The organism is Nostoc sp. (genome assembly GCF_036919595.1).
GTDB lineage: Bacteria > Cyanobacteriota > Cyanobacteriia > Cyanobacteriales > Nostocaceae > Nostoc.
Genome location: NZ_JBALCO010000092.1, coordinates 102,912 through 125,440 on the forward strand (window position 1 = coordinate 102,912; position 22,529 = coordinate 125,440).

General features: G+C 42.0%; 19 protein-coding genes. 8 read left to right on the plus strand and 11 right to left on the minus strand.

Annotated features, from left to right (window positions below):
• Positions 1 to 123: 123 nt before the first annotated feature.
• From V7K21_RS13740 to V7K21_RS13755, 4 genes are all read right to left on the minus strand, one after another.
• Positions 124 to 744, minus strand: coding sequence for a J domain-containing protein (locus tag V7K21_RS13740; protein ID WP_335175049.1), 621 nt, complete (start codon positions 742 to 744; stop codon positions 124 to 126).
• 200 nt (positions 745 to 944) lie between these two features.
• Positions 945 to 1,556, minus strand: a complete 612-nt coding sequence (locus V7K21_RS13745) for an ATP-dependent Clp protease proteolytic subunit (protein WP_298920727.1) — start codon at positions 1,554 to 1,556, stop codon at positions 945 to 947.
• Positions 1,557 to 1,666: 110 nt separating this feature from the next.
• Positions 1,667 to 2,329: an ATP-dependent Clp protease proteolytic subunit gene (locus tag V7K21_RS13750; RefSeq protein WP_335175051.1), complete on the minus strand. Its 663-nt coding sequence runs from the start codon at positions 2,327 to 2,329 to the stop codon at positions 1,667 to 1,669.
• 645 nt (positions 2,330 to 2,974) lie between these two features.
• Positions 2,975 to 3,847: a D-alanyl-D-alanine carboxypeptidase family protein gene (locus V7K21_RS13755; protein ID WP_335175054.1), complete on the minus strand. Its 873-nt coding sequence runs from the start codon at positions 3,845 to 3,847 to the stop codon at positions 2,975 to 2,977.
• A 666-nt stretch (positions 3,848 to 4,513) separates the two neighbouring features.
• On the opposite strand from V7K21_RS13755, the gene mnmG reads away from it, so the two are divergent.
• The 3 genes from mnmG to V7K21_RS13770 all read left to right on the plus strand — a co-directional run bounded on the left by mnmG (position 4,514) and on the right by V7K21_RS13770 (position 9,927).
• Positions 4,514 to 6,436 carry a tRNA uridine-5-carboxymethylaminomethyl(34) synthesis enzyme MnmG gene (gene mnmG, locus V7K21_RS13760; protein WP_335175119.1) on the plus strand — a complete coding sequence of 641 codons (1,923 nt, stop codon included), beginning with the start codon at positions 4,514 to 4,516 and terminating at the stop codon, positions 6,434 to 6,436.
• A 232-nt stretch (positions 6,437 to 6,668) separates the two neighbouring features.
• The gene (locus V7K21_RS13765) at positions 6,669 to 8,024 is read left to right on the plus strand and encodes a hypothetical protein (protein WP_335175056.1); all 1,356 of its coding nucleotides are present in this window, start codon (positions 6,669 to 6,671) and stop codon (positions 8,022 to 8,024) included.
• A 925-nt stretch (positions 8,025 to 8,949) separates the two neighbouring features.
• On the plus strand, positions 8,950 to 9,927 hold the full coding sequence (locus V7K21_RS13770) for a bestrophin family protein (protein WP_335175058.1): 978 nt from the start codon (positions 8,950 to 8,952) through the stop codon (positions 9,925 to 9,927).
• Between the two features lie 121 nt (positions 9,928 to 10,048).
• Here the strand turns inward: V7K21_RS13770 and V7K21_RS13775 are convergent, their stop codons facing one another.
• Positions 10,049 to 10,669 carry a hypothetical protein gene (locus tag V7K21_RS13775; RefSeq protein ID WP_335175060.1) on the minus strand — a complete coding sequence of 207 codons (621 nt, stop codon included), beginning with the start codon at positions 10,667 to 10,669 and terminating at the stop codon, positions 10,049 to 10,051.
• A 266-nt stretch (positions 10,670 to 10,935) separates the two neighbouring features.
• Complete coding sequence (locus V7K21_RS13780; RefSeq protein WP_335175121.1) at positions 10,936 to 11,877, minus strand: DNA polymerase III subunit delta'; 942 nt, start codon at positions 11,875 to 11,877, stop codon at positions 10,936 to 10,938.
• A gap of 392 nt (positions 11,878 to 12,269) precedes the next feature.
• On the opposite strand from V7K21_RS13780, the gene V7K21_RS13785 reads away from it, so the two are divergent.
• Positions 12,270 to 12,824 carry a DUF411 domain-containing protein gene (locus V7K21_RS13785; RefSeq protein WP_335175062.1) on the plus strand — a complete coding sequence of 185 codons (555 nt, stop codon included), beginning with the start codon at positions 12,270 to 12,272 and terminating at the stop codon, positions 12,822 to 12,824.
• Positions 12,825 to 12,947: 123 nt separating this feature from the next.
• On the opposite strand, the gene V7K21_RS13790 is transcribed toward V7K21_RS13785, so the two are convergent.
• The 4 genes from V7K21_RS13790 to V7K21_RS13805 all read right to left on the minus strand — a co-directional run bounded on the left by V7K21_RS13790 (position 12,948) and on the right by V7K21_RS13805 (position 17,077).
• Positions 12,948 to 13,892 (minus strand): tetratricopeptide repeat protein, encoded by a 945-nt coding sequence (locus V7K21_RS13790; RefSeq protein WP_335175063.1) that lies wholly within the window; start codon positions 13,890 to 13,892, stop codon positions 12,948 to 12,950.
• 249 nt (positions 13,893 to 14,141) lie between these two features.
• Complete coding sequence (locus V7K21_RS13795; protein WP_335175065.1) at positions 14,142 to 14,531, minus strand: hypothetical protein; 390 nt, start codon at positions 14,529 to 14,531, stop codon at positions 14,142 to 14,144.
• A gap of 376 nt (positions 14,532 to 14,907) precedes the next feature.
• Positions 14,908 to 16,668 (minus strand): Rieske (2Fe-2S) protein, encoded by a 1,761-nt coding sequence (locus V7K21_RS13800; RefSeq protein WP_335175067.1) that lies wholly within the window; start codon positions 16,666 to 16,668, stop codon positions 14,908 to 14,910.
• Positions 16,669 to 16,858: 190 nt separating this feature from the next.
• Positions 16,859 to 17,077, minus strand: coding sequence for a hypothetical protein (locus V7K21_RS13805; RefSeq protein ID WP_335175069.1), 219 nt, complete (start codon positions 17,075 to 17,077; stop codon positions 16,859 to 16,861).
• 514 nt (positions 17,078 to 17,591) lie between these two features.
• Between V7K21_RS13805 and V7K21_RS13810 the strand changes: the two genes are divergently transcribed.
• From V7K21_RS13810 to metX, 3 genes are all read left to right on the plus strand, one after another.
• Positions 17,592 to 18,482, plus strand: a complete 891-nt coding sequence (locus V7K21_RS13810; RefSeq protein WP_335175071.1) for an SGNH/GDSL hydrolase family protein — start codon at positions 17,592 to 17,594, stop codon at positions 18,480 to 18,482.
• A gap of 252 nt (positions 18,483 to 18,734) precedes the next feature.
• A complete protein-coding gene (locus tag V7K21_RS13815) occupies positions 18,735 to 20,048 on the plus strand; it encodes an O-acetylhomoserine aminocarboxypropyltransferase/cysteine synthase family protein (RefSeq protein ID WP_335175073.1) in 1,314 nt (437 codons plus the stop codon).
• 254 nt (positions 20,049 to 20,302) lie between these two features.
• Entirely contained in the window at positions 20,303 to 21,382 is a 1,080-nt protein-coding gene (gene metX, locus V7K21_RS13820; protein WP_335175075.1) for a homoserine O-acetyltransferase MetX, read from the plus strand.
• Between the two features lie 427 nt (positions 21,383 to 21,809).
• Here the strand turns inward: metX and V7K21_RS13825 are convergent, their stop codons facing one another.
• Positions 21,810 to 21,971, minus strand: coding sequence for a hypothetical protein (locus tag V7K21_RS13825; RefSeq protein WP_335175077.1), 162 nt, complete (start codon positions 21,969 to 21,971; stop codon positions 21,810 to 21,812).
• 149 nt (positions 21,972 to 22,120) lie between these two features.
• Between V7K21_RS13825 and V7K21_RS13830 the strand changes: the two genes are divergently transcribed.
• A complete protein-coding gene (locus V7K21_RS13830) occupies positions 22,121 to 22,420 on the plus strand; it encodes a hypothetical protein (protein ID WP_335175079.1) in 300 nt (99 codons plus the stop codon).
• The last annotated feature ends 109 nt before the right edge of the window (positions 22,421 to 22,529 follow it).

Sequence of the window (22,529 nt, forward strand, 5' to 3'; positions counted from 1 at the left end):
CAGACTGGGAATGCTCAATGGATGGTTCCCGCCTTCCGTCTGGGCGGTAGCAGCCCAATGAAGACCATTTCCTTCTTAGAAGTTGGAAAAGAGATTTTGATTTTCAAGAAATTTTGTAAATCTTTAAAAAATTTGTTCTAAGCGTTGGAAATCGCGTTGCACTTCATACCAGAGAGTTTTATTATAAGGATCTGTTTTCAAAGCTTTTTTAAGATAAATTTTGGCTTTGAGCAGCTGGTTTTCGGAAATTAGCGCCCGTCCCCAAATTTGATAAGCGATCGCTTGCCATTGACGGACTTCTGCATCTGTTGACAAACGATCTGCTAAAGCTTCTACCAGGGCGATCGCTTGGGGAAATCGTCTTTCTTGCAAAAATCGCTGCAATTGCTCATAAGTTTTCCACTTCAGCCGTTCTTCTATTTCCAACAGATTCGGCGGCCTTGGTTTCGGTGGTTGTTGGCTTGTCACCGTTGCTACTGGTGTTTTCTGCCAATGCATTGCCTTGGTGTCATCATACACAGTTGACACCTGATTTGAATGTGCAGCAGTTTCCTCTGGCAATACTACCGTCAGCAAGAGTTTATAAGCCTCTGTCAAGGCAATAAACTTATCTTTGGCTTTGTTGTCATCTGGGTTCATATCGGGATGATATTGCTGCGCCAGTCGTCGGTAAGACGCTTTGATCTCAGCAAAAGAAGCTCCCGACCTTAAACCCAATAAACGGTAGCAATCTCCAAGATCCATCTTGAGCTATGAGCTATCGAATATCCAGCTAGAGGCTATCAGCTATCGGCTTTAAGCCTGAACTATTAATAATAAGGGCTAATTTGCTATTTTAAAGTTCAATGTTGACAGTTTGTTTAGCAAAGCGAGTGGAGAGTGGGGAATTAGGAGTTAGAAGTTAGGAATTATTTCTCCCCTGCAACGCCAGCTTCCCCTACTCCCTACTCGCCTACTACTATAGAGGTTCGGTCTTCAATCACACGGTCAATTAAACCGTATTCTTTAGCCTCTTCGGCAGACATGAAAAAGTCACGATCCATATCTTTTTCAATTTTTGCTATGGTCTGACCAGTTTTATCGGCATAAATCCCATTCAGCTGGTGACGAATCCGTAGAATCTCTCTAGCTTCAATTTCGATATCAGTTGCTTGCCCACGGGTGCCACCTGAAGGCTGGTGAATCATAATCCGTGAGTGAGGCAATGCTATGCGTTTCCCTTTGGTGCCAGCTGCCAGCAGGAAAGACCCCATTGAAGCAGCTAAACCCACACAAATAGTCACCACATCTGATTTGATATGTTGCATGGTGTCAAAAATAGCCATGCCAGAGGTGACCATTCCACCGGGGGAATTGATGTATAAATAAATATCTTTACCTGGATCATCTGAGTCCAGATACAGCATTACAGCGATAATTTGATTGGCAATTTCGTCATCAATATCTCGCCCCAAGAATATAATCCGTTCCCGATAAAGGCGATCGTAGATGCTAATCCAATCTGTATATTGTCCTCCGGGCATCCGGTAAGGAACTTTAGGAACGCCTATAGGCATAATTTGCTCCGTTATTAATAAATTGGGGATGATCGGAGAGTGAAAAGTGAGGAGTTAGGAATGAGGAAGGAGTATTAAATTAACTCATAACTCATAACTCATAACTAAATTTAAAGGACACTGGCAGGGAGTGGGGGATTTGCGAGTTCTTCTTTCTCAAAAACTCGGTCAATCAGACCATATTCCTTCGCTTCGTAGGGTGTCATATATAACAGCCGATCCATATCTTTAGTAATTTTTTCTGGGGGCTGTCCGGTGGTACGATGCAAGATATCAACTAGCGCCCCTTTATTTACCAAAACTTCCCTTGCGCGGATTTGAATATCCGTTGCTTGACCTTGGGCATAGCTTTTGGGCTGATGCAGGATAATCGAGGAGTGAGGCAAACTGGCGCGGCAACCTTTTGTACCAGCACTGAGAAGCATCGCTGCCATACCCATCGCGGAACCGACGCAGATGGTGTGGATCGGAGGCTTGATATATTTGATAGTGTCATAGATAGCGAAGGCTTCGGTTTCAAAGCCAATGGGTTCGCCACTGTAACCGGAAGTGCCGGTGGAGTTGATATAGATTTTAATCGGCTTTTCGGGGTCGTCGGACTGCAAAAACAGCAACTCGGCCACGATCAATTCCGTGACAGCAGGCACAAGTGGCATCCCAAGATAGACAATTCGCTCCTTTAATAAGAGGGAAGGTAAATCTGGTGGCGGTGTCCGGTAAAAGTTATCGCCGTAATAAGGGGCTTGAACAGCCTTGATGGGGGAAATGTCCATAGCAACTGATCGCCTGAAACTATGCCGTTAACTGTAATACATCCTAGCGCGATGCTAGCTTTCCTCAAGGTGCGGATTTCTCCCTAATGCTTAAGGCGGCTTCGCATCTGCCAATGTTTGGCTTGTCAAGTGCCTACACTCAACGCTTGCCTTGAATGTAAACTTTCGGTTTGATTCGCTGTTGCCTCCTTGTACAAGTACAAATTGGTCGAGGCAACAGCGTCTCTCGTCAATAATAGACGTTTACTAAGTCTTACAGCTTTGCTGATTCTAATTCCGGCTGTAACTGCTCAGTTAATATATTATTGATATTGAGTCTGGGTTTGGACAGTCTGCTTCCGAAGTTCCCCAATGGTTCTGGAGAGAATATGTTCGCGTTACTGATAAGCTGTTACCAAAGCTTGCTAAACAAGAAGTAGTCAGACAGAATTAATTACACAATGTCATTGCGAACGAGACGCTCTGCGTAGCTTGCTTCTTTGTTCGCAAAGCGTCTCGTAGAGAAGGAGTACGCTTCTTTACGAGAGGCAACTCTTAGAGACGCTCTTGCGTTCACCAAGGCTCGCAATGACTGTAAATATTTTTGTCCAACTACTTATCCCACTTTTTAGATTAAAATTTCCAAGTTTTCATGCTATTTAACAATTAAAGTGGTGTAATCCAATAAGTAATGCCCCGGATAACTTGTTTGTTAAAACCAAATAGAGCTAAATTCTCTTCAGGTAAACCCACATAAGTCCAATGTGGAACATCATTTTCTACAGTTTGAAACCAACCATTTTGATTAAGAGCTTTTCTTTGTTCTTTACTGCTTACGCGTAAATCAATTGCTAATCCCCACAGATGTTGTGAAGTTCCAGGAGGTGCAACCAAACCAAGAATTTTTATTTCTTTGCCCTGTTGAACTTTTGTTAAAATTTGATTATTAGCATATTTGTACCAAAATCTTAAATTTGTGTTGAAAGTGCGAGTGCAATCGCCAGAACCATAACCAGATTTTAGCGGGATATGTTCTTGAACTCGCGCTTTATTTAAAGCATCAGCCGCTGATTTTTGTAAGTAACAGTCATTAGTGTTATCAACATGACCCATTGTCAAAGTAGCTTGAAACTCTTGAGTTTCTTGTTCATTATTAAAAATATCTTTTTGCGGCAGTTTAATCCCAACATCTTGATTTACAAAGACTGCACCATATGTCCGCAATAAAGTATATTCATAAGTACCAGGCTGGGGGATTGTGGGTAATTTCTGGCTAATTACAGATAAAAAACGTTGTTGCTCATTTAATTTTGGGTCAGGAATAAATGGCTTCGATGTTATCTCTTTAAAGGTGTCTTTACAAGCTAATGAATCTGTATTCAAGCATACATTTAATGATTGGGCAGTTCTACCCAATTGGTTATAGGTAATCTCGCTACTAGCGACTAAGACAAATATCATCATAATAACTATACTGATGAAAGTTGTCTTTCTGATAACCTTAGGAATAAATTTTTTCTTCCTGATGAGGATTTTCATTTTTAAATAATTGCTTAATTTATTCAAGAATAAAAGTAATAAACTGATTACAAATATCTGTTATTAATTAATATATTTTGGTTAAAGCTTTATCCTCCTTGAAATTAAGTGCCGTTTTTTAAGGCTTGTCATTACTCACATTTTTTTAACAATCAAAGTGTCGTATTGACCGACATCTCACCCAGAACTTAAGTTCAGCAGCTAATAGCTAAAGCTATTAGCCTTGGAATTCTATTCCGAGGCTCTATAGCAACGAAGTAGAGATTGTCATATATGGGTAATGACAAGCTTTTTAAGGGGGGTTGAGGGGATGTTGTGAGGAAAAATATCATTAACACCAAGTGGATTGTATTATTAATGAGTTGAAAACACAGATAAGTGATCGTGTTGATAGATTATTATATATAAATTGTGCAATATATTTAATATATATCTGTAATAAATTAACTTTTTTTATGCTTAAATCTGTGATATATAAACCGAAAATTTGCCACAAATCTTAAAGAAAATTATATTTTTTTACTTAATACTCAAGCAGAGAAAGAGAAACTTTTCTGTAATTGAATTCTAATAAATTTGATAACTTTTTTCTCAGAAAGTTACATCCATGAAATCACTGGAACAGTTAAAATTGAAAAGAACTTTAAGCTTGCCGATCCTGTAAGTATGACCATGCACAATTCCGTTGAATTCCAAGACGCTTTTGATGTCATAGTCGTCGGTGCAGGTCACTCCGGTTGCGAAGCAGCTCTCGCCTCTGCACGCCTCGGTTGTCGTACCCTGTTATTGACGCTCAACTTGGATAAAATCGCTTGGCAACCTTGTAACCCAGCAGTGGGTGGTCCAGCTAAATCCCAGTTGACCCATGAGGTAGATGCACTCGGTGGAGAACTTGGTAAAGTAGCAGACCGCACTTACCTGCAAAAACGTATCCTCAACTCTTCACGGGGGCCTGCTGTGTGGGCATTACGCGCCCAGACGGACAAGCGCGAATATGCAGCGGTGATGAAAAATATTGTCGAGAACCAAGAAAACTTGACAATCCGCGAAAGTATGGTGACAGATTTAGTGTTGGATGCTAATGATCAAGTCATCGGCGTTGAAACTTATTTTGGTGTAGGGTTCCAATGTAAAGCAGTCATCTTGACAACTGGCACCTTTCTGGGAGGCAAAATTTGGGTAGGTAACAAATCAATGCCGGCGGGACGGGCTGGAGAATTTGCGGCTGAAGGATTGACACAAACCCTAAATCGCCTGGGATTTGAAACCGGAAGACTCAAAACTGGAACTCCAGCCAGGGTAGACAAGCGATCGGTAGATTATAGTAAAATGCTAATCCAGCCAGGAGATGAAAATGTGCGCTGGTTTAGCTTTGACCCGGATGCGTGGGTAGAACGGGAACAGATGCCTTGCTATATCACCCGCACAACTGGCGAAACTCATCGCCTAATTCAGGATAATTTGCACCTGTCGCCAGTTTATGGCGGTTGGGTGGAAGCCAAAGGGCCGCGTTATTGTCCCAGTATTGAAGATAAAATTGTCCGCTTTGCCGATAAGGAAAGCCACCAAATCTTTATTGAACCAGAAGGAAGGGATATACCTGAACTTTATATCCAAGGGTTTTCCACAGGATTGCCAGAAAATTTGCAACTGCATATGTTGCGGACTCTTCCCGGTTTGGAAAAATGTGTGATGCTCCGTCCGGCGTATGCTGTGGAATATGACTATTTACCTGCAACTCAGTGTTACCCCACACTGATGACCAAGAAGATTGCCGGACTGTTTTGTGCTGGGCAGATTAACGGTACCACAGGTTATGAAGAAGCTGCTGCTCAAGGGCTTGTGGCGGGAATTAACGCAGCTCGATTTGTTCGCTCTCAAGAAATGATTGTCTTTGCCCGCGAGCAAAGTTACATTGGAACGCTAGTCGATGACCTGTGTACAAAAGACCTCCGAGAACCTTACCGGATGCTTACCAGTAGGTCAGAGTATCGATTGATATTGCGTTCTGACAATGCTGACCAACGCTTGACACCCTTGGGACGGGAAATTGGTTTAATTGACGATCGCCGCTGGGATCTATTTATCCAAAAACAAGCCAATATTACCACAGAAAAGCAAAGATTGCAAGCCACACGAGTCAAAGAACATGATGAAATAGGAATAGCGATCGCATCTAATACTCAACAAGCAATTAAAGGTTCAATTACCCTTAATGACTTGCTGCGGCGTCCAGGATTTCATTATGTTGACCTCGACAGATTCGGATTGGGAAACCCCAACCTCAACCGCGCCGAGAAAGAAGGCGCAGAAATTGATATCAAGTATTCTGGCTATCTCGCTAGGCAACAAAATCAGATTGACCAAATTGCCCGCCAAGCGCACCGCCAATTACCTGGGGATTTAGATTACACAAAAATTGATACTCTTTCCAAAGAGGCACGGGAAAAGCTGACTCACGTAAAACCACTCACTCTTGGTCAAGCCGCACGTATAGGTGGTGTAAACCCAGCGGATGTTAACGCTTTATTATTATATTTAGAATTGCGTAGAACCAAGAGCCAGTCACAGTTTCCAGCGTTAGCTTAACAAAAACTTCATAAAGACTGAGTATAGTAGTAGGAAGGGAAATTGGTATGATAGATGACAATAAGTATTAGTACTGCCATCATCAACAATCACCAGATTAAAGTTGATTTTAATACCAACGCTCAACCAACTCGTCTCAATCAGATGGCGGATTGGATATTTCATCTGTAATCCTAACTCCCAGGCAGTAGGCGCGGCGTTTCCTCGTCCTAGCAACAAAGATAGAACGTCTATGTTACAAGAAGCCAGCACCCGTCTCATAGTACCGGAACCATCAGAAGACTTAATCGCCAACGAACCTTGGTGGATAGAAAACTATGCTGATGGTCTAATGGATGAACTCTTTGCCGATATCGACTACATTCTGGATGTTACTGGTAATTTGCCTTCTCAAACCGTTAGGCAGAGTGGGCAGAACAAATCGAGCCAGTCTGTTACTGGGTCCCCCCAACCTCAACGCCAGTCGCCTCCAGAATCCGTTCCTCTGCAAACAGTTACGATACCGCAGATTATCTTACCGAACACATTGAACCAACCACTAGAGTCAGTAGCTCAAGATAACCACAAGCAATTGAGTACTGTTGTGTTTGACACCGCTACCGTAAAAAGAGTTAGTAGAAAGCGTCAGAAAAGTAGTAGTAATTTGGGCAAACTGCTGATTGTGGGAACAACTTTAGGTGTGGCGATCGCTGGTATTATCTACCTGGTACAGTCTGGAGTAGTATATCTTTTAAATACCAAATTGCCTGAGTCAGCTCTTCTATTGCCGCAACCGCAGTCACGGCCGCCAACAAAAACACAAATTGAGGCAGAGTTGGTTGATTATATGCTGGGAGCGTTGGCAGTTATAGATAAACAAGAAGCAAAAAGCAATCAAAAATCTGGCATCCTTGGATTCTCCAGTCAGGCAAATACTAATCAAATAGCCCTTGGGAACGGGCAAACAACTGGTAATCTACCAGCACTTCCACTTTTAGCTAACAATACGCCACTAGCCCCTAACCGCTCTGGAAGCGTTGTTGAGCGCATCTACGTTCCCGTTTATCAAGCGCCGTCGCCAATGCACTACGGGCTGCCGGCGATTCCTGGTACTCCTACATTTATACCACGAATTGCCAGTGCGTTACAGGGATATCAACCTAATGTTGTGAAAAATGCCCTGAATACGGTGCGACAAGCTGCCAAGCCTGTAACCGTCAACATGTTAGCTGCGGCTGTGCAAGCAGAACTCAAACCTGTAGCTGGACGAACTGCACCCATTACCGTGCAGCAAACACCCAACCCTCTGCCTGCATTACCAGTAATTCCATTACGTGCAGCACTCGCACCATCAGAACCAACTATTACCCATGAACAAGTATATGCGCCAACTGCGATCGCAGATACTCCTGCTAGCACCTTAGAAGGGTTGTTAGAGTTAGGTAACAAATCTGCTGCTTTGTTTAAAATTGATGGCGTGACTCGCCGCATCAACATGGGTGAAAGTATCGGCTCAAGCGGTTGGACACTAGTAGATGTTAGTAATGGTGAAGCTGTCATCCGGCGTAACGGCGAAGTGCGCTCGATTTACGCGGGGCAGAAATTGTAAAAGTTCTTCTCTTTGCAACTCTTCTACGCATCAAAATATTGCAATGATAAACGGCTTTGTTGCACATTCCTATCTTGCCTAATTATACTGTTTAACGCAATAGCTGATATAGATAGATAGGTAGAGGTGTACACCTGTACGCCCCTACAGTCAGTTTATGTGTTGCAAAAATTTGGGAAAATTTATCTCGGTAACTTTTGCGGTTTCAATACCAACTTGGGTAAAGATTATTACTAAATCTTTATGAATAGAATTGTTTAGTAATAACATATTTTTTCCCGATAAGTCTTTGAATACTAATTTAAACGAACTAGTAATACGAAAATCGAGAGGTTCAGATTCCCAACTCCAATACTTTTGGGGTTTTGGGGGAAAGGGGAATGGGATTGCGGTTTGAATTCACCTTTATTTATCCCTTGCCCTTTAACATGCACCCAGACCAAAATGGAGTAGTCTACGCTTATCTGAAAAGTATTGTTCCCGACTCCTCTTAAAAATCAGAAATCTTTTTGTTTACAAATGATTTAAATAGAAGTGGAGAATCAATGAGCGATCGCAGTTCATGAGGCAAGGTCTACTTACAGCAAATTTCAAGTTGCCAAAAAGTACTCAATATGATGATAAATGTTGAAAATCATAGTTAAATAAGAAAAATTATTCTTTTAGCTCACTCCAATAGGTAATTGCTTCGTTACAAAGAAAAACCAAATTGCTGGTGAGAATTTCGAAGACATTCGTGAATTTACCTACCTAAAGAGGGTTCACAAAAATAAATTTAAATGCTAAAAGTATAATTTATGTTGATTATAGTTGTACGACGGTCGCTATCTGGAAACATACATCTTGCACCTCTCTTACTTAAGCAAGATAACTTTAGCTAAAAAAGCTAGTTTGCTAATTTATGTAATCGCCAAACCTTACTAACATGAAACGACCTAACTATTTTAAAAATAATTCCAAAAACTCTTTAATAGACAAATATCACCTTTACAAAGGCGAAAAATTGAACTGGCTTCAAGTAACTCTTCGGCTTGAAAGGTCAATTATTTCTATCATTCTTCCTTGGGTACTTTTTTGTACTGCATATGGTATTTTAATATCATTTCTCTATTATTTAAAATTACCAATAGCATTTTCAAACTCAAACAGTATTCTTACTAATGCTGTTTTAAGTTTTAATATTGGTTTTACATTACTATTAGTTTTTCGGACGAATACAGCCCATGATAGATTTTGGGAAGGTCGTCAATTATGGGGAGGTTTAGTTAATACATCTCGTAACTTAACTCGGGGAATTTGGATAATAGTTAAAGATAAGACACCGCAAGATAGAGTAGAAAAAGAGGCAATACTTCGGTTAGTAACTGCTTTTGCAGTTGCAATGAAGTTACATCTAAGATCAGTACCTTTAGACACTCAGTTAGCATCCTTAATGTCTGAAAAACAATATTTACAACTCCAAGATAGCAATCATCCCCCACTACAAATTGCTTACTGGATAGGAGATTACTTGCAGTATCAGCATGACCGGAATTGTCTAAATGTCTATCAACTGACTACTCTACATAACTGCGTAGATGGTTTAGTAGATATTTTAGGTGGTTGCGAACGCATTTTAAAAACACCACTGCCTTTGATATATACTATTAAACTCAGACAACTGTTATTAATTTTTTGTCTAATATTACCTTCAGAAATTGTTAGCTTTTTATACTGGTGGACTGGTATAGTAATGGCTTTTGTAAGTTTTACATTATTAAGTATTGAACAAATTGGCTCAGAAATCGAAGAACCTTTCGGATTTGATCCTAATGATTTACCTTTAAATACGATTTGCAATACAATCTCAAACAATGTTGAAGAATTAATCAGGCTTGCTTCTAAAAATGTTCCTTCTTTCTAAATCTCTAAACAACCTTTACTAGATAAATTCCTGATGAAAGGTAAGAAATTTTTACTTTCTTAATATATAGATAATACTTTGGTTAAAAATGCACAATAAGTAGCCTGTCCTGAGACATTGCTTAATAAATCTTTCGCCAAGATTTTACCGTATCTTTGCCAATTTCACTATCAATAGTTTGACCTCCTTCCAATAGTAGTCTGATGTCTAAGTTCTCATCTGGAGCATTTTTCAAAGCAGTGGCTAATTCTTGACTGACAGCAAACGTCCCGGTTGAACTGTCTAATTGAAAAACTTTTCCCCTGACCTTAAGCAAAAGTTTATCGACTTTCTTGGTAGTAACAAACCTCTGATAGTCATATCTGGGATACACACGACCTGCGGTGTAGAAAGAAGAACTTGCTTGATCCGAATTTAGTGTTACCAGGACTCGAATGCTCGAAGGAGTCCACAAACTAATAACTTGTTTTGAATTCTCACGGTACAAATAGCCACCTAAAGAGTTGCGGTCAAAAACCCCAACTAATTCCCCTTCAAAAGGATCAATGATTCTCACGGGTTTCGACCAAGGCACATCCATATCGGGGGACAGTCCTGCTGATTTGACCACTGGCAAATCGCTTGATGCTTTAGCAAGGCTAGCTACCTCTTGAACAGTGAAAGCAGTACAAAGTTGAGGGGAAAGCACAGCCAAGCTTGTCCCTAAAAGAAGAACTGGAATTGTCTGCGATAAGTTAATCATAAGTCAGGGATACAATCTTCAAAAACAATAATCGGACAACCTTTATTAGTCATCCCCTGCAAGACTTTTGTTTAAAAGAAGCTTAGGCAATTGAGCAAATCCCAGTGTCTTGAGGCGATATCTGTTAACTCGCCGCATTCTCTACGAGACGCTTTACATAGCTTTTAAATAATACATTAGTACTAATATATCCGGTTACTTAAGTAATATTATTTAATATAGCTAAAGAGTTTGAGGTTTTTGGGCAAAAATTCATGAATGCGATTTTATTTTTGGTATACAGATAAAAGCAGACATTCCCAAACCAGCCGGGGTTGAGCGTAAGCAAGTAAGTATTTACGAGCCTGTTCTAGCTGGTGAATAATGGTAGGTTGATGCCACTGCTGCCAGTAAAATTGCTGAAGATAATCAACTAACCACAGTTGTGCTTCTGTATCTAAATCTTTATCAATTTTTTTGGCTAACTCCAAGGCTTTGCGGTATGAAGCAGGGGCTTTTTTCAGGTCTTCGAGTAACTCATGGGGAATAGCTTGTAATTGCTCGTAAGATGCGATCGCACTTCCGGCACTGCCAGCTGCTATACTCAATACTGCCTGATTTGGCAAAATTTGCTGATGACCTGTTTGTGTGAGTACAACAGCTAAAGACTGGGCATCTAAGCGATAAAAAGGAATGCGTTGACAGCGTGACACCAAAGTTGGCAACACAGACTCAGGTGTAGGTGCAATTAAAATTAACGTCGCCTGTCCCGGTTCTTCCAAGGTTTTAAGTAAAGCATTGGCTGCGGCTTCTGCCATTGTTTGGGCTTCTTCCAATATCACCACATTCCTCGGCGCTTCCAAAGGCGGACGACTCAGAAACTCGGTAATTTCTCGAATTTGCTCTAATCGAATTACAGGCGGTGCCTTACGCTTAAGTCCTTTCTCAGCCGCTTCTAATGGTGTTAATCGTTGTCCCTGGTATTGGTACGTTGGTTGCACCCACAATAAAGCTGGATGGTTGCCTTGACGCAAACGGTTTTGTAAAGCCGCAGTGACTCCCATCTCATTAGAAAATAGCAATTCCACAAAGCACCTTGCTGCTAAACTTCTTCCTACACCATCTGGGCCCACAAATAGATAGGCTGGAGCAACCCGGTTTTGTCTGACAGCCTGAGTGAGCAATTCTATAGCTTGCTGTTGTCCTACAAGTGGTGCAAATGGGTTAATAGTTCAGTACCTTCGCCAAAACAAGAATATGAAAATAGAGGGCTGATGCAGTAGAGTTATTGTCTTCCAGAAGGACAACTTAGAAGTTACAAAATGCCCATGTTCGACATACTAGCACTGTTGCAATGACTTTTAGAGCAAATAAGCGTCTGGGGTTTCCCCAAGTAGAAGAGCCAGCCGTGTGGGCGGGTGTCTCGACTTGAGCGGACTAGCGTCAAGTAGCGTGAGACGCGCAAGGGACAAGTCGGGAATCCGCAAGGGCGCACTGCCCCTTTTATGCTATAAAACCCGTTTACCGCAGTGGCTCCCCATGAGCGACTGCCGTCGCAGAGTGTTTTTGCAGAGAATTTGTTACAACAAATTTATGGAATGTTGTACTTAGGAAGTCTCAGATGTCGCACAAACAATTTATTTATTGCTGGCAAAAATGGTTCCCTCCCATCTTGGTACGTGCTGCTGTGCAAGTAGTGGTAATGATTTGTCTAACAGTAGGGGTGTTGGGCATCTTGGCAAGCGCTGCTCCGATGAGTCATGCTCAAGCTGTTTTTCCTAGTTCTGTTGCAGGCGAACTAAATGCAACTGTATATCACAGTCCCGATTGTAACTGTTGTGGCGGATGGATTGATCACTTAAAGGCACAGGGTTTTAAAATTACAAACTTTCCCACGCCTGATATCGAAACAGTTAAACAAAAGTACAACGTGCCGGGTAACTTGTCGTCTTGCCACACAGCTATTGTTAATGGATATGTCATCGAAGGACATGTCCCAGCAGATGACATCAAACGTCTGCTTCAAGAAAAGCCAAATATTGTTGGTTTATCTGTTCCCCAAATGCCTATAGGTACTCCTGGGATGGAGATGGGAAATCGAAAAGACCCGTTTTCTGTATTATCTTTTGATCATAATGACTCAGTTGCGGTATTCCACAAGTATCCATCCTCTTGATGTAATCTTAGCTGTATTCAGAGGATGTTTTAAAACTGGATTATCATGTATTTTGGCGATGATAAATCACCAAAAGCTTTTAAAACATCCTTAGATTACCTGAATCAGTGGTGGGAGATGTTACTAGTTAGAATCAGCTTTGAGCAACTGCGACAAATGACTTAACCATCTCCCAAAATCGAAGTGAGATACTACGATTGCAACATTTTGAGAAAGAAGCTCAATCGCATGGTTACAATCTTGCAGACTTGCATCGAGTCCCATTGCGTGATAAATTTCGCGGGCATTACAAAAGGCATCCATCGCTTCTGATTCTCGATTGATTTTTTCTAACACCAAACCCAAATTAAACCAGGCATTTGCTTCCCCATTTCGGTCATCGAGATCCCTTGTGATCTCTAATGAATAGTGATGAAACTCAACCGCTCTATGGTACTTTCCCAGAGCCTTATAAGCATTACCCAACCCACACAAGGCCATTGCTTCCCCATTGTGATCGCAGATGAATCTTGCCAGTTGTAACCATTGGTGGTAATACTCAATTGCCAGTTGGTAATCCCCCAATGATTCATAACTATTGCCTAAACTTCCCAGGCAAATGCATTCCCCAGTCCAATCGCCTATTTTTTTGGTGATACTCAACCACTGCTGATAAAACTCGATCGCTTGCTCATACTTGCCCAGGTATTCATAAGTATTGCCCAGACTTCCTAAACAAATGCCTTCCCCAGTGCGATCGTCTATTTTCCTGGTGATACTCAACCACTGCTGATAAAATTCAATCGCTCGCTGATATTTGCCCAGTGATTGATAAGCATTACCCAACCCAGACAAAGACTTGGCTTCCTCGAAGCGATCGCCTATTTCTCTAGCTATATCCAACCACTGTTGATAAAATTCAATTGCCAGGTGGTACTCCCCAATTGACTGGTAAGCATTCCCCAAACTTCCTAAACAAATGACTTCCGCATTGCGATCGCCTGTTTCTCTGGCTTTGTGCAAGCACTGCTCTTCAAACTCAATGGACTCAATGTTATTTAGGCTTTCGGATCTAATTACTTCTGTCATTCTCTATAGAAAACGAAATTTTTGGTTGATGGCTGTTGATTATACAATTTTCTGTGGCCTCAACACACTAGAAGTGCAACTTATATGCACAACTTCTCTCAAAATCTAAAAATCGTTCTTCAATATCAACCATTATTTTATACACAGGGATTGCTGTGTATAAAAGGCTTTTATTTATATTAGTAACAAGCGCCGGAATATAGTATATTGAGAAATTTAGCTTTATAAAAAGAGACAAGAAAAATCAAATCAATCAGCAGCGGCATAATCAGGCAATGCTTTGAGTTGCAAATTAACAGCACTTAGATAATTTTGGTCGTTTAAAACTTGTGATGGTAATTTATTTGCATTAACAGCAGCCTTCACTAAATCTTTTGCAATAATATTTCTATTCTGAGTTTCAAATACTAAGGCTTCTCCACTAGGAATTCCGTGTTGCTTTAGACCTCCTTGATAAGCAAAATTAACTAGATTAAAAGGCTGGAGGTAACTAACAGAAGTAGAGTTACTGGATAAATTGTTAGAGTTAATAGCTATTTTACTGCTGCTGATAGTAGCTGTTTGAGCGCCAGCGATTCCAGGTACAAGAGTAATAGAAGCAAAAATAAGTCCAGAATTTATTAAGTTAACAAGTTTCATAAGGTTATCCTTAGGTAAAATGCGATCGGTGTTCTTTAGTAATAGAGTCCTCTTTATTACTAATCTCAGCTTCCCTCATTCAGGTCACCTGATCGGTTGATATATGACTCACCCTTTTGGGTGAGCTAACCCTGGGGCATAAAGAGCGATGGATACTACCTTAAGTCCATACACAGAAGATATGGGTTGAAATTTTCAAGTACTTAACTGAGGCGAGTTGAACATTTATGCAATTTTTAATTCGCCTCTTGAGTTTCCTTAATAAGCAAGAAAAACAAGATTGAAAATCTAGTTACAAAGCAGAAATTGCCGCGATCGCCCAAATTCTTGCATTAAGCGATCGCAGCAATTATCGAGTCTTTCAAGATTAGCTAAATTACGATTCCTCAAACAGGCGATCGCCTTTATGCAACCGATCAGCAATTTGATAGGTTTGGCCTTGCGATCGCATCGTGGGTGCGTGTGCTGCTAAATAACGAGCAGCAGCAATTAGTACATGAATACCAGCAGTTTCACCCAGCAGGAAGTATTGTCTAAAAGCTGCTTCCATTTCCTGAATCACATGAAAGTCCCGATTTTCGCGCAGCATCAACTTACCCAACATTGCCATCAGTCGCTCAACAGAGCCGCCATTGTACAAATAATCAGCAACCAATTTACCTGTTTGATTTACTTGTTGTTGGCGATTTAATAAATCTGGTAGTTGGTTGAGCAATTCTTCAGGATTTTGAGCAGAGTCTTTTGCTTCTGGAAGTCGTGCTGGTGGCACATTCAAAAAACGATTCAGATATACACTCATGGCAGCATCAAACACACCTCGCAGTAATTCAAGCGTTGGCACTCGTCGTAATCCTTGATACACTGCATTGGCAAAAGTAAACGGATGGTGCGCTGAATTCCAGTCGCCAAAGTCGTTGTTAGTGTGGAAGCGGGCTACTCGAAGTGCTGCTGTGTAAGTAACTACACCTGCCAATTGTTCTTCAGTACAACCAGCTTCCAAAGCAGTCAGAAGAGAGTTGCTAATTTTCTGTGGATCTTCCCCTAACAAAATCGGCACCAATTCCTCCTCACCTGACCAAGTTCCTTGTCGAGGTCGTCCTGTTGCCAAAGCCGTAGGTAACTGCTCAAAAGCAGATTCCAGAATTGCTACCAAATCCACAGGATAGCGCCAAGAATTGGACTCTTCCATGCGGGAAGCAGTTGCTAAACCAGAAACTAGACTCGCCAAAACTGACTCTGCCCCTTGCCAACCAACACCATCCAGGGCTTCCAGTGCCTTGTTAATGAAGTCGATTGCATGACCACTATCGATATAACGGTGGTCTGTGGCAGATGTGAACAGCATGTCTGCAAGTTGCTCAGAATTAGCTCCCGCCTGAATTGCAGATACCAAACATCTCTCTGCTGCTTCACTGTCCCGCACCTCAACAAACTGACAAAACCAGCTTTTGAGGGTATCTAGGTCAACATTATAATTGGGCAATGGATGAACGACAAAGTGAGGTGGCGCACCTGCACTATCACTAGCTACTGCTGAAAGTCCTTGGAAAAGAGCGCGGGGTTTATCTTCTGCATCTAGATAAGGCAGCAAATTCATCATGCAAGTATGGATGGTTAAGCCTGTACTCCAACCTGCTTTGTTGTAACGGGTGCCAAATTCCAGTCCTACCTGAAATGGTTCGGTAAAATCTGCCCCCATGTCCAGTAAAGCGATCGCTGATTTGGCAATAACTAACGAAATACTCTGTTCTAAGCCATCTTGAAGACGTTGGCTGTGGTGGGCGTGGAGGTCAACTAGGGGATCTAAATTTACCCAAACTTCTCCATCACGGATTTCTACACCAAAGGAGGGAACATCATCTGCCCAAGAGTCAAATGTTCCGCCACTGGCGAGGTCGAAGCGGGCATAGTGCCAAGGGCAAGTTACAATCCCATCTTTGCAAATGCTACCGTGAAGCGGAAAGCCCATATGCGGACAACGGTTATCAATTGCATAGACTTTATTATCTGAGTAAAACAGAGCAATAGTATGTTTTTCGCTGCGAACCAACAAACTACCTGCTGCTTGAACATCTGCAAATTTAGCAACACGGATGTATTTGTCTCTGTGAGTTGGGGCTGCAAATTTTTGAATCATTTCAGTTTTCCACAAAAGTAATGTAAAAACTCCTATTACCACTTTGGCGAACTTTCAACGATTTGAGCAACGATGCAATTCTAATTTTTGTTAACTATAGGCATTTGCAAAGAAAAGTCAGCCACCGCCTTATCGGTTATTGATGACAAGGTTATAAGGCACAACACCACTGCATTACACCAATTTTCAGTTAAGTATAGGACTTACGCAAAAAACCTCTCAAACTCTCATTCCTCCGTGTCGCGCCAGTTGCTTCTCCTAAGGGAGACGCTGCGCGTAGCTTGCTTCCCCGTAGGGGTACAAGTCGGGGAACCGCAGACGCTCGATGACTCGCTACCGCTTCGCTATCGCCCTTGGCGTCTCCCCTTCTCCCAAAGGGAGAGGCTAACGCCAAGGGAGAAGGGCGCACTGGCTTCTCTGTGTCTCTGTGGTTCTTTCATAACCCGTGCGTAAGTCCTGTTAAAGCTTCTCTCTTTGAAGGCTAGCGTGGTACACAAGTCTTTTAGAATTGCTACGTAATGTAGGGTGCGTTAATTTTGCAAGTCGATGCATTAGCATTGCAAGTCGATGCATTAGCATTGCAAGTCGATACGTTGCGATTGTGGTCGATACGTTGCCATTGCAGGTCGATGCATTAGCATTGCAGGTCGATACATTGCCATTGTAAGTCGATGCATTGCCATTGCAGAGCAAAATTTAGGGACTTCCAGTTAAAAAAATTGACTTTGGTCTATTCATTTGAAAACTGCATTAAGACAATTAGCAAAATCCACACCTGAAAGTATCCGGTTTTGCTCACCACCTCTGAAGTTAGCTTGTTAGCTTAGAGAAGTACTCAATTGTAAGCTCAATCTTTACTCACAACAATAATCATCAACAACAGTTGTAAAAACTGTAGTCTTTAGGCTTTGCAGAAAAGTTTAATGCCAAAAAAAAAGTGGTTTTTAACAACGGGACTTGCTCTTCTAATTTTTATAATGGTTGTAGCGGCAAAAGTTATGGATAAAACTCATCCCATTACAGAACTCTACGTATTTGGGGACAGTCTTTCAGATACAGGAATGGTATTCCGGGCGACAGGAGGAATGTATCCACCTAATCCAACTTACTATCAGGGGCGTTACTCGAATGGTCGGGTTTGGGTTGAGTATCTTGGCGAAAGCCTCCATCTCTCCTCTAAGCAAACTCACAATTTTGCTTACGGAGGAGCAACTACTGGCAGCGCTGGCAACAACTATGTACCTAGCTTGCTAAATCAAGTGCAGTCGTTTACTCAGACACATCAAAAGACGAATTCAGATGCTTTGTATGTGCTGTGGGCTGGGGCAAATGATTATTTGCAAGGGGTAAGCAGTGCAACTGTTCCTGTTAAAAATCTGACGATCGCCATCAACTCTTTAACTGATGTAGGTGCAAAAAAGATTCTGGTAGGAAATTTACCAGATTTAGGACACTTACCTGCCACTAGAACCAGTACGAATTCTGTGAATCTTAGTGCATTAACACAAGCACATAATCAAGGCTTGAGGCGATCGCTCAAAATCCTAAGTCAACAGCATTCCGATCTGGAGATTGTGGTATTAGATGCCAACGCCTTGTATCGAGATGCGATCGCAAATCCGGCAGCCTTTAACTTTACCAATGTCACCACTCCATGTCTGTCTGGCTCTAGCATCTGTAGTAACCCAGACCAGTTTTTGTTCTGGGATGGCATTCATCCGACGGCTGCGGCTCATCGCATCATCGGGGAAACTGCTTTTTCAGCAATTCAAGAGGCAGGGATGATTAATCCTCGTTCAATGTTGGTTCCCTAACTTACTCGATCAGTGTTTGCCGGGATAAAATTATTTCTGTGAAAAATGCTTTAGATTACAGCGTTTTTCATCTATTTGAACCACAATCCTTGGTAGGGTCGCATAGCTAGCTGTGCGCCCTTACAGTATGTTTAATCAAGTAAAAATAGCTGTAAAATACGGTAAGCCTAACGAATTACCGTTGATTAATCTAACAGAACGCTCAAATAGTATATTACTTGCTTGTATAATTAAAAACTCAAATAACTGCTTATGTCTGAACAATATCGTTTTGAAACTCTGCAAGTTCATGCTGGACAAGAGCCGGCTCCGGGAACTAATGCTCGTGCTGTCCCAATTTACCAAACGACTTCCTACGTTTTTGATGACGCCGACCACGGAGCGCGGTTGTTTGCTCTCCAGGAATTTGGTAATATTTACACTCGGATCATGAACCCGACGACGGATGTATTTGAAAAGCGGATTGCTGCCTTAGAAGGGGGTGTAGCAGCATTAGCAACCGCTAGTGGTCAGGCGGCGCAATTTTTAGCAATCAGTACCATTGCTCAGGCGGGAGATAATATTGTTTCCACTAGTTTTCTGTATGGGGGAACATATAATCAGTTTAAAGTAGCAATACCACGCTTGGGTATTAATGTCAAGTTTGTCGATGGAGATGATCCAGAAAGTTTCCGTCAGGCGATCGACGATCGCACCAAAGCCCTATACGTTGAAACCATTGGCAATCCTCAATTCAACATTCCCGACTTTGCCGCTTTAGCTCACATTGCTCACGAAAACGGCATTCCCTTAATTGTGGATAATACCTTCGGTGCTGGTGGGTATCTAGCTCGACCCATTGAACATGGTGCAGATATTGTAGTAGAATCTGCAACTAAATGGATTGGTGGGCATGGTACTTCCATTGGTGGTGTAATTGTCGATTCGGGTAAATTTGACTGGAGTAACGGCAAATTTCCCTTGTTTACTGAGCCATCACCCGGTTATCATGGGCTGAATTTTCAAGAAGTGTTTGGCCCTAGTGGAACATTTGGTAACATTGCCTTTATTATCCGCGCCAGAGTCGAGGGGTTACGGGATTTTGGCCCGTGCTTGAGTCCATTTAACGCCTTTCTTTTACTACAAGGATTAGAGACTCTCTCCCTACGTGTAGATCGGCATGTGAGCAATGCCCTAGAATTGGCTCGGTGGTTAGAGCAGCAAGAGCAAGTATCATGGGTTAATTATCCAGGACTTCCCAATCACCCCTATCATGAACGAGCGAAAAAATATCTCCGGCATGGGTTTGGGGGAGTTTTAAACTTTGGCATCAAAGGTGGATTGGAGGCAGGTAGAGCTTTTATTAATCATGTGAAATTGGCGAGTCATTTAGCAAATGTTGGTGATGCTAAAACCCTCGTCATTCATCCTGCTTCTACAACCCATCAACAGCTAAGTGATGAGGAACAGCTTTCAGCGGGTGTGAAACCCGATTTGGTGCGGGTATCGGTGGGAATTGAACATATCGACGATATCAAAGAGGATTTTGAGCAGGCATTTCGGCAAGTGAAAATAGAGGAGAGTTAGGAGTTTGGAGTAGTCCTGTCAAGGTGACTTGTAAAATCTTTCTTTCTCTCTCTGGTTCCTCTGCGTTTGGAGTGGTTTATAAGTCTATTTATTTATTAAACCGCAGAGGCACAGAGAACACAGAGATAAAAGATTAGAGAGGAATTGATTTTCGAGAATTTTTACCCACCTTGACAGGGTTAGGGTTTAGAGTTTTATTTCTCTACATTTCCTTATTCCCCCATCTTGACTGCCTCTTAAATAAAATCCTAGATATGATTTACTCAGACTTCATCTCACCGCAAACCCAGTTTTACCAGCTGACGGTGCCATTTCAACTGGAAGGGGGCGAAGCATTAACTGGGGTTCAGGTTGCTTATCGTACCTGGGGACAGTTAAATGCTCAAGGCGATAATGGGGTACTAATTTGTCATGCCTTAACTGGTTCGGCTGACGCTGATGATTGGTGGGAACTTTTGTTTGGTTCAGGGAAAGCTTTCAATCCAGAACGCGATTTTATTGTGTGCAGCAACATCTTGGGAAGTTGTTACGGTACAACTGGGCCAACTACTATCAACCCAATAACGGGAAAGCTTTATGGTGTATCCTTCCCTAAGATTACAATCCGAGATATGGTTCATCTGCAAGCTGCACTACTAAAATATCTGGGTGTTCAATCTCTGCGGTTAGTAATTGGCGGTTCACTCGGTGGGACGCAAGTATTGGAGTGGGCGTTATTATATCCAGAAAAGGTGAAAGCCATCGCACCCATCGCCGTTTCTGGAAGACATTCCGCTTGGTGTATTGGATTAAGCGAAGCCCAAAGACAAGCAATTTATGCTGATCCAAACTGGCAAGGAGGGAACTACACTCTGGATGCGCCCCCAAATCAAGGATTAGCAGTGGCGCGGATGATGGCTATGTCTACTTACCGTTCTTGGGATAGTTTTACAACCCGCTTTGGGCGGCAGTATGATGCATCTGAGCAGTTTGCTATAGCCACTTACTTACAGCATCAAGGTCAAAAGCTAACTGAGCGATTTGATGCCAACACTTATATCACCCTTACCCACGCAATGGATCGCCATGATGTTGCACGCGATCGCACAGTTCCTAATTTGTCAGATTATGAATCTGTTCTACAAAGCATCCAGCAACCGACTCTAGTTGTTGCCATTGATTCTGATATCCTCTATCCTCCAGTAGAACAACAAGAATTGGCAAATTTAATCCCTAATGCTCAACTGGCGTGGCTAAAGTCAACCCACGGACATGATGCATTTTTAATTGACATGGATGCATTGAATGAAGTACTGATCGCTTTTCAGCAAAGTTTAGATTTACCAGTCTCCTAACTCGGCGTTTCGAGTTCTGAGCATGAAGTTCTAAGCAAAAAGCTCGGCGTTTCGAGTTCTAAGCATAAAGTTCTAAGCAAAAAGCTCGGCGTTTCGAGTTCTGAGCATGAAGTTCCGAGATAAAAGCTTGGCCTTGCGAGTTCTGAGCATGAAGTTCCGAGCTAAAAGCTTGGCCTTGCGAGTTATAAGCACGAAGTTCTGAGCTAAAAGGTCAGGCTTGCGAGTTCTGAGCTTGAACGATGACGTTTAGAGGTGGAATGATCAAGTTGAAAAGGCGATGCCTACGACGGGCGTAGCTGCGGTACTACTCATTTCAAGTAGGCGTAGCCCGTCGTAGACATCGCACAAAATCAGCCCATCAAAGCAGACTTTTGTTGTATAATCGCACCTTTAGGCATTGGGTTTATTTTTACTGTTCTTTGCCTCACTAATATAAATAGATTACCAAGCAGTAAATAGCTACAGGAGTTAGTGCCGCAGCTACGCCCGTCGTAGACATCGCCATAGGTGGGTAAATCGTGTAGAAAGTAGCCACAACTTCAGCAACACCCAATACTGTCAGAAGAAATTCGGCTTGTTTACGTTTCATCAGAATTGCTTTTAAATAGTTGACAATTCCATAAAACAATGCTCAATCACAAGTTCAGTCCCAAGCTGTCTGAAGTTATTACCGAGTTATTCCCAATTCCCAAGTTATTCCCAACTTAATACCTACCCAGATTGCTAAACTCTAAATAAATGTACTGTCAAGATTCAGAATTGGTGTATATCGAGAGAATTTATGGAGTGGCGACAGTTGCGGGAGTTGAGATTTTGCAACAGCGCCAAGTCAAAGATAGTGTACCAGATTTGCAGTGGATATCTGAGCGCGTTGAAGGACACGTATTTTTGTTAACCATTGCACAAAAGCAAGAAAGTAAAAGTAAGATTGCATATTGCAATGGATTGTTGGGAGATATAGAGCGCGATCGCGACAACTGGGATGCAGCCGAAACCCTGTATTGGCAATCTTTGACAGTGAGAACAGCGGCCTTTTGAGTTCTGAGCCAATAGGGTTGAGTTAAGAAGAATAGTATGGTTAGGTTGAGCGACAGCCAAACCTAACAAAACCTTGATCATGTTGGGTTTCGTTCCTCAATCCAACCTA